The 6,075-nt window shown below is 68.3% G+C and carries 7 protein-coding genes and 1 pseudogene; 5 read left to right on the top strand and 3 right to left on the bottom strand.

Going from position 1 to position 6,075, the window contains the following annotated elements:
* Nucleotides 1–1,805: discoidin domain-containing protein (locus tag AC1D1T_RS03740; protein WP_477991434.1), on the bottom strand; the 1,805-nt coding region annotated here is incomplete at its 3' end.
* Nucleotides 1,806–2,085: 280 nt separating this feature from the next.
* Nucleotides 2,086–3,408: a DUF4832 domain-containing protein gene (locus AC1D1T_RS03735; RefSeq protein ID WP_465113718.1), complete on the bottom strand. Its 1,323-nt coding sequence runs from the start codon at nucleotides 3,406–3,408 to the stop codon at nucleotides 2,086–2,088.
* Between the two features lie 14 nt (nucleotides 3,409–3,422).
* Between AC1D1T_RS03735 and AC1D1T_RS03730 the strand changes: the two genes are divergently transcribed.
* From AC1D1T_RS03730 to AC1D1T_RS03710, 5 genes and pseudogenes are all read left to right on the top strand, one after another.
* Nucleotides 3,423–3,728 carry a hypothetical protein gene (locus AC1D1T_RS03730; protein ID WP_477826705.1) on the top strand — a complete coding sequence of 102 codons (306 nt, stop codon included), beginning with the start codon at nucleotides 3,423–3,425 and terminating at the stop codon, nucleotides 3,726–3,728.
* A gap of 103 nt (nucleotides 3,729–3,831) precedes the next feature.
* A pseudogene (locus AC1D1T_RS03725) lies at nucleotides 3,832–4,146 on the top strand (GreA/GreB family elongation factor); the annotation flags it as partial.
* A 124-nt stretch (nucleotides 4,147–4,270) separates the two neighbouring features.
* Nucleotides 4,271–4,669 (top strand): Na+/H+ antiporter subunit E, encoded by a 399-nt coding sequence (locus tag AC1D1T_RS03720; protein ID WP_477842393.1) that lies wholly within the window; start codon nucleotides 4,271–4,273, stop codon nucleotides 4,667–4,669.
* The gene (locus AC1D1T_RS03715; RefSeq protein ID WP_477826709.1) at nucleotides 4,666–4,941 is read left to right on the top strand and encodes a K+/H+ antiporter subunit F; all 276 of its coding nucleotides are present in this window, start codon (nucleotides 4,666–4,668) and stop codon (nucleotides 4,939–4,941) included. Before AC1D1T_RS03720 ends, AC1D1T_RS03715 begins: the two co-directional genes overlap by 4 nt.
* Nucleotides 4,942–4,943: 2 nt before the next feature.
* Nucleotides 4,944–5,279, top strand: coding sequence for a monovalent cation/H(+) antiporter subunit G (locus AC1D1T_RS03710; RefSeq protein ID WP_477826706.1), 336 nt, complete (start codon nucleotides 4,944–4,946; stop codon nucleotides 5,277–5,279).
* A gap of 22 nt (nucleotides 5,280–5,301) precedes the next feature.
* On the opposite strand, the gene AC1D1T_RS03705 is transcribed toward AC1D1T_RS03710, so the two are convergent.
* A complete protein-coding gene (locus tag AC1D1T_RS03705; RefSeq protein ID WP_477842389.1) occupies nucleotides 5,302–6,075 on the bottom strand; it encodes an Ig-like domain-containing protein in 774 nt (257 codons plus the stop codon).

Below are 6,075 nucleotides of genomic sequence, written 5' to 3'. Positions count from 1 at the left end.
TCCACGAAGCGCTGCATGTTCTGCATGCCGATGTTGTTGTACGGCTGCTGGAACACGAAGGTCGAGTTGTCGGCGTAGTCGTAGGAGACCGAACCGAGGCCCCCCTGCAACGTCGCCGACGGCAGCGGCGTGTTGTTCAGGCGCGGCTGCGCACCGTAGTAGGGGCGCAGGCCGGCGCCCACCACGTAGCTCAGCTCGTTGGTGTAGTAGCGATGGCCGTCGGTGGTGCCGAGCCCCCTCATGATCGCGACGGTCGAGAAGAACGACGGCGAGAACTCGACCACGTCGCCCGTCTTCAACGAGCGTGCCGCGACGGTCTTGCCGGCGACCGGGGTGGCGGTGGTCACCTTGTCGGTGGCCGGGTCGAAGCTCACTGCGTAGTCGTAGAACTGGGTGGCGCCGGGCACGTCGGCGCTGCGGGCCAGCACGCCGTTGGCGTCGGTCGAGAGCGCAGCATGGCCGGGGAACGAGTCGAACACCACGCTGCAGCCATCGTTCGCACCGATGATGTTGTTGTAGCCGCTCGTCGGCTTGGCCAGCGCGTTCTGCGGCGGCTTGGGCACCACGGGGCACGCGGCGATGCCCTGGCCGCCCAGCGTGTAGGTGTTGTCGTCCAGCAGGTCGCCCGGGCTCATCCAGCCGAAGCCGGTGGTGTTGGGGTTGTCGAACCCGCGAACGAAGGAATGACCGCCGCCGTACTGCGGTTGCTGGAAGTACTCGTTGACGATCACCTTGGGCTTGGTGACGCCGGTGACCTTGCTGTTGTCGATGAACTCGACACCCCAGGTGCGGAAGGCAAAGTAGTTGGCCACGAAGTTCAGGTGCGCGCCGGGCCCCTTGTCCACCGGTTTTCCGGCGGCATCGACGGTCTCGTTCGCGCCGTAGCCGGCCTCGTTCCAGTCCTCGCCGCGCTCGCGTGCATGACGCGAGCGGCCGACGAAGCCGACGCGGGTCACCAGCGTGCCGTCCGGCAGCGAGAACTGGATGGTGTCGATCGGCGCCTGCGGGGCCGCCGGCGGGATCAGGTTGCTGCCGTCGGCCGGGTGCGGGATCACGGAGGTCGCGACGGTGGAGCCGAGCGTGTTGTCGCTGCCCGGCGACTTGAAGCTCGCCTCGATGATCGAGTAGCCGTAGCCGGTGGCGCGCTTGACGCCGTTGATGCGCACGTAGCGCACATTGGCGTTCAGGTTGTAGAACTCTTCGGTGCCGCCCTTGCCGTCGGCCACGTAGCGCAGCTGGTACCAGGTGTCGCCGTCGTCGGAGACGAGGATCGCGTATTCCTTGGCGTACGCGGCTTCCCACACCAGCTTCAGGTAGCCGATCTGGGTCTTGGCGCCGAAGTCGAACTGCAGCCAGTTGGTATCCGACTGGGAGCTTTCCCAGCGGCTGTTCTGGGCGGCGTTGCCGTCGATGGCCTTGTCGGCGGTGTTGCCGCCGTTGGCGCTCGATGCGGTGGCCTTGACCGGCACGACCGCGACGCCGGGCTTGCTCATGTCGACGCCGGTCGGCAACTGCTGCGCGGGCGTCGGGGCCGGCGCGGCGGGTGTGCCGCCGGACGGGATCGACGGCGGCGGAGCCGGTGTCACCGGCTCCAGCACCGGCTCATTGGGATTGCCGCCACCGGAGGCGGGCGGTTGGGCCGGTGGTTGCGGCGCGGGCGCGCCGACGTCGGGGCTCGGTGCCGCGGCGGAATCCGCATCCTTGCCGCCGCACCCGCTGAGCACGGCAGCTGCGAGGAAAAGGGAACCCAGTGCGACCAGCGCTGCGCGCGGCCGGCCCGGTTCCTCGGGACTCTGATGCTTCATGTTCTCGCTCCTTGGATCGTCTTGTGGCTTGGGGCTTCGGCGCCGGGAAATTCAGCAATCCTCAGCGCCGGGTGCATGCGAGAAATGATGCGCAGGTTTGATGCCAGCATCAGGGCTGGTGCACGGCAGCGGGACCGGTTCCACCGTGCATGCGCTGCGGAGCCCGCGAGCGTGCGGTCCTGCCGCCGGGAGCGTGCCTTTCAGGGCAGAGACAGCCAGATACAAGTCTGACCGTTTGGGGTCGTCCGGCAGCAGTTCTGGGCGGCCGGTCCGAGGGACGTCATCGGACCGCGAGGGTGGTGCCGAAGCGGAAGGCGCCCAGCGACGCGTCCCATCCTTGTCGGCTGGCCGCATTGTCTGCATTGGCCGGCCGCACGGCGAAGCGCGCATCGCTGCCGAGCTGCCCCGCGCCATCGGGCAGTGCGATGTAGACGTCGTGCTCGCCGGCCTGCGTGCCCGCAGGAACGGTCACCGACACATCGTGCGTGAAGGTGTTGCCCGCGGTCCAGGTGCGGGGATCGACGGAGGTCGACAGCTTCACCACCGTACCGCTGGTTCGATGCTTCAGCAGCAGCAACACCGGGCGCGCCTTGAACGGCCGCGCCCAACCGGCATTGCGCACCGTGAATCGCACGGGCAACGCGGCACCGGCCGGGGCCGTCGCGGCATGTTCGGCCGAGACGAACTCCAGCCGGTAGCCCATCAGGCGCTTGACCTCGTCGTAGCACCCGTCCTGTTTCCAGCGGGTGTGGAAGGCTTCGGTGTAGTAGTCGTTGTTCAGGTAGGTCAGCGAGAACTGCCTGCCTTCCGCCAGGATGTCCGCGCAGCTGGTCCGCGGCTGCGCGCCGGCGTCGTCCGCCGGGTTGCAGGTTTCACCGCCGAAGGGCGTGACCTTCGCGAGCGCCATGGTGTAGTTGCGCTGCTGCTGCCTCGTGGTGGCGTTGTCGCTGTAGGTGCCGACGTCGGTGGCGCTGGCCAGGAAGCAGTCGTTGTGCACGCCCGAGCGCGAGGCGGCCGACCCGTTGAACGCGGTCGACTCCGCCGGTGGCGTGGCGAACCACTCCATCACGTAGGGCGGGTAGCGGAACTGGACGAACTGCTCCTGGGGCAGGGCGCCGAGCAAGGCATCGCGGATGCTCGTGCGGTTGCCGGCACTGGTCAGGCCGTTCGACGAGGTGTGCCACTCGCCCCAGGCCCCGATGAAGCCCGCTTGCAGGTAGGCGATGACGTCGGTGTTCTCCTGCAGCACCGGCTTGAGCTGGGCGATGTGGGCGAGCACCTGGCTGAGCGACGCATCGGTTGCGTTGCGGTATTCGGTTTCGCCGTCCGGGTAGTTGTAGACGAAGCGGGGGATGATCTTCACGCCCGATTGCCGCGCGTTGGCGAAGCCGGTGCGCAAGCCGTCGAGCAGCGTGGCGGGCAGGGCGGTGCTCTTGTAGGCGTCGAGCCGGACCATCGCGTAGAGAACGCGGAAGCCGTTCGCGTACGCATCGGCGCCGTCGTCCTTGCTGAACTGGTCCAGGTTCGACCAGGCCCAGCGGTAGAAGCCGCGCTCGGGGTTGGGGATCTCGGCGTTGCTCGCGGTGAACTGCGCGGACGCCATCGGAGCCGGAGAAGGTGCTGGTGCTGGTGCTGGTGCTGGTGCTGGTGCTGGTGCTGGTGCTGGTGCTGGTGCTGGTGCTGGTGCTGGTGCTGGTGCTGGTGCTGGTGCGGGGCCACCTTTCTGCGGGGCGCTCGAGCTGCCATCGCCGTCCGAACTGCCACCGCAGCCCGCCACGAGTGCCGTGCTCGCGCAAAGCGCCATCAAGGCCCTCAGCTTCCGGAATTGCGCCTTGTTTCTGTTCATGGAGTTCACGGCGTTTGCCGATGGCTTGCAGGAGCCCGGATTGTCTTGAAACTCATCCTGCGCCCTGCCATCGATGAGGCTTGGTTGCATGTCTTACTTCAGATCGCCGGGCCCGCAGCCCGCGCGATGGCGTCTGTCGGCGACTGCCCGGCATGCGCCCGATGACTGAAGGAATGCCCGATGGAAGTCCTGGCACTCGAGCGCACGCTCACCGAACTTGACCATGTTCGACTCCTGAACCTCCTGCGCCGCGACCGGCGCAGCGATGGCTCGTCCACACCCCAGCCGGCGATCGCGCAGGTCCTCGATGCCTGCGCCATCGTGCCGTCCCGCCAGGCCCCGCCGGACTTGGTGACGATGTACTCGCAGGTGCTGCTGAGGGATCTCGAGACCGGCCAGCTCAGCAAGCTCGCGCCGTGCTACCCGGCGGACGCGCAGCCCGCGGCCGGGTTCGTCTCGGTGCTGTCGCCCGTTGGCGCCAGCCTGCTCGGCCTGAGCGTGGGCGCCGTGGCGCGCTGGTCCACACCCGCGGGCGAAGCGCGGGCCGCCGAGCTCATGCACATCCTCTTCCAGCCCGAGGCGAGCGGCGACTACGCGATGTCGCCGCAGGGAGAACGCAATGAAATCATTCAATTCCATGGTGGTGGCCACCGACTTCTCGATCGATGGAAACAACGCGGTGCGCCGCGCGGCGCTGCTGGCACACGAGCACGGTGCCAGGCTGAAGCTCGTGCACGTGCTCGATCCGGCCGGCTGCAAGCCGCTGCGGGACTGGTCCTCGCCGCGCATCGACATCGATCTCAAGGCCGCGCAGGCACGCGAGTCGCTGCGCCGTTTCGCGATCGAGATCGCGGCGTTGGCGATGATCACGGCCGTCGTGCCGGGCACCGTCTGGGCCGAGCTCGCACCCGACCGCAGTGCGTTGCTCATCCATGTCTTCGATCTCGACGACGAGGCCGCCTTCATCCGGCACTTCAAGACCGACTACGAACAGCCCCTGAAGGAGATCTTCGAATGAGCGATCTGTTGTCGTTGGCGATCACCGTCACGCTGATCCTGTACGCCGTCGCCATGGGCATCGGCACGGCACGCCTGTTCCGCGGCCCCAGTGCGCAGGACCGCGTGCTGGCGATGGATTTCATCTACGTGGTCGGCATGCTGGCGATGCTGGTGCTGGCGATCCGATACGACAGCGAGATGGTCCTGGAAGGCGCCCTGCTGATGGTGCTGTTCGGCTTCGTCGGGTCGTTGGCGATGGCCAAGTTCCTGCTGCGCGGCGAGGTGATCTGAGCATGGCCGCCGTGGCCGAGATCGTGGTGGCGGCGCTGCTGGTGACCAGTGGCGCGGTGGTGCTGGTGGCCGCGCTCGGCCTATGGCGCTTGGGGGACTTCTTCCTGCGCATGCATGCGCCCGCCCTCGCGTCCACGCTCCCGGCCTGGACCGTCACCCTGGCCTCCATCGCGCACTTCAGCTCACAGGGCGCCGGCCTCAACCTGCACGCGTGGTTGATCATCATCGTGATGTCGATCACGGCCCCGGTGACGACCATCGTGCTGGCGCGTGCCGCGCTCTTCCGCCGCCGGCAGGCGGGGGAGCCCGTGTCGGGTCCCTTGAAGCGGCGCGGTTGACATCCGCTGGGTGTGGGCCTTGTCATCGGACCTGACGAGCACCGCCCTCCACGACGAAGGGGACGGCTGCATCGACCGCGAGCCCGGGCGGTGAATGGAGGGGCGCCTCGAACCGGCTGCCCAGCCGGTTCCCCGCGGGGTCCTCCAAGCTGCCATGAGCGACCAGCTTGTACGTGCCGGCTCGCCACGGCGAGTCGGGAGTGAACGTCCAGGTGCTTTCGCCAGGGGCCAGCTCGACGCGCCCGGCCACCCGGCGGTCGCGTTCATCCGCGATCGCCAGGTAGCCCGCAGCGCGGCCATCGATCGGGCCATCCAGCGTCACGACGACCGGCTGCCTCGAACCGGCGCGCACCACCGAGACCTGCCAGGCCGAAACCGCAGGGCCGGTCGTCTTCGCCGGCCCCACGTGCCACTGCTTGATGGGACGTCCGTCGAGCGCCAGCGTCACGTCTTCCCCGGCCGACAGGATCGGCCCGCGTTCGTCGTGCGCGGTCAACCCGCTCTTGACGCGTCCGGGATGCATCAGCACCGTCAGCAGCGTGCCGTCCGGTGACCAGAGCTCCTGCTCGAGAAACGGCTCCTGGACCGGCGTTCCATCGGCGCGCAACAAGGCGAGCCGGCGAAGCACCGGGCCTTCGACCTGTGCCTCGAATCGGATCGAAAGCCGCAGCAGGTTGGCGGGGACCTCGGGGCCCGAAGGCTGGACGAGGGCCACCCGGGCGGGCGGCTGCCGGGCGTGAGAGCACCCCAGCGCCACCGCGAGAGCGGTGGCGCCCAGCCACTGATGGCAACGCAT

This window comes from Rhizobacter sp. P2_H3 (assembly GCF_056403355.1).
Note: the sequence above shows the minus strand (reverse complement) of the source record. Positions and strands in the feature narration are given on the sequence as shown.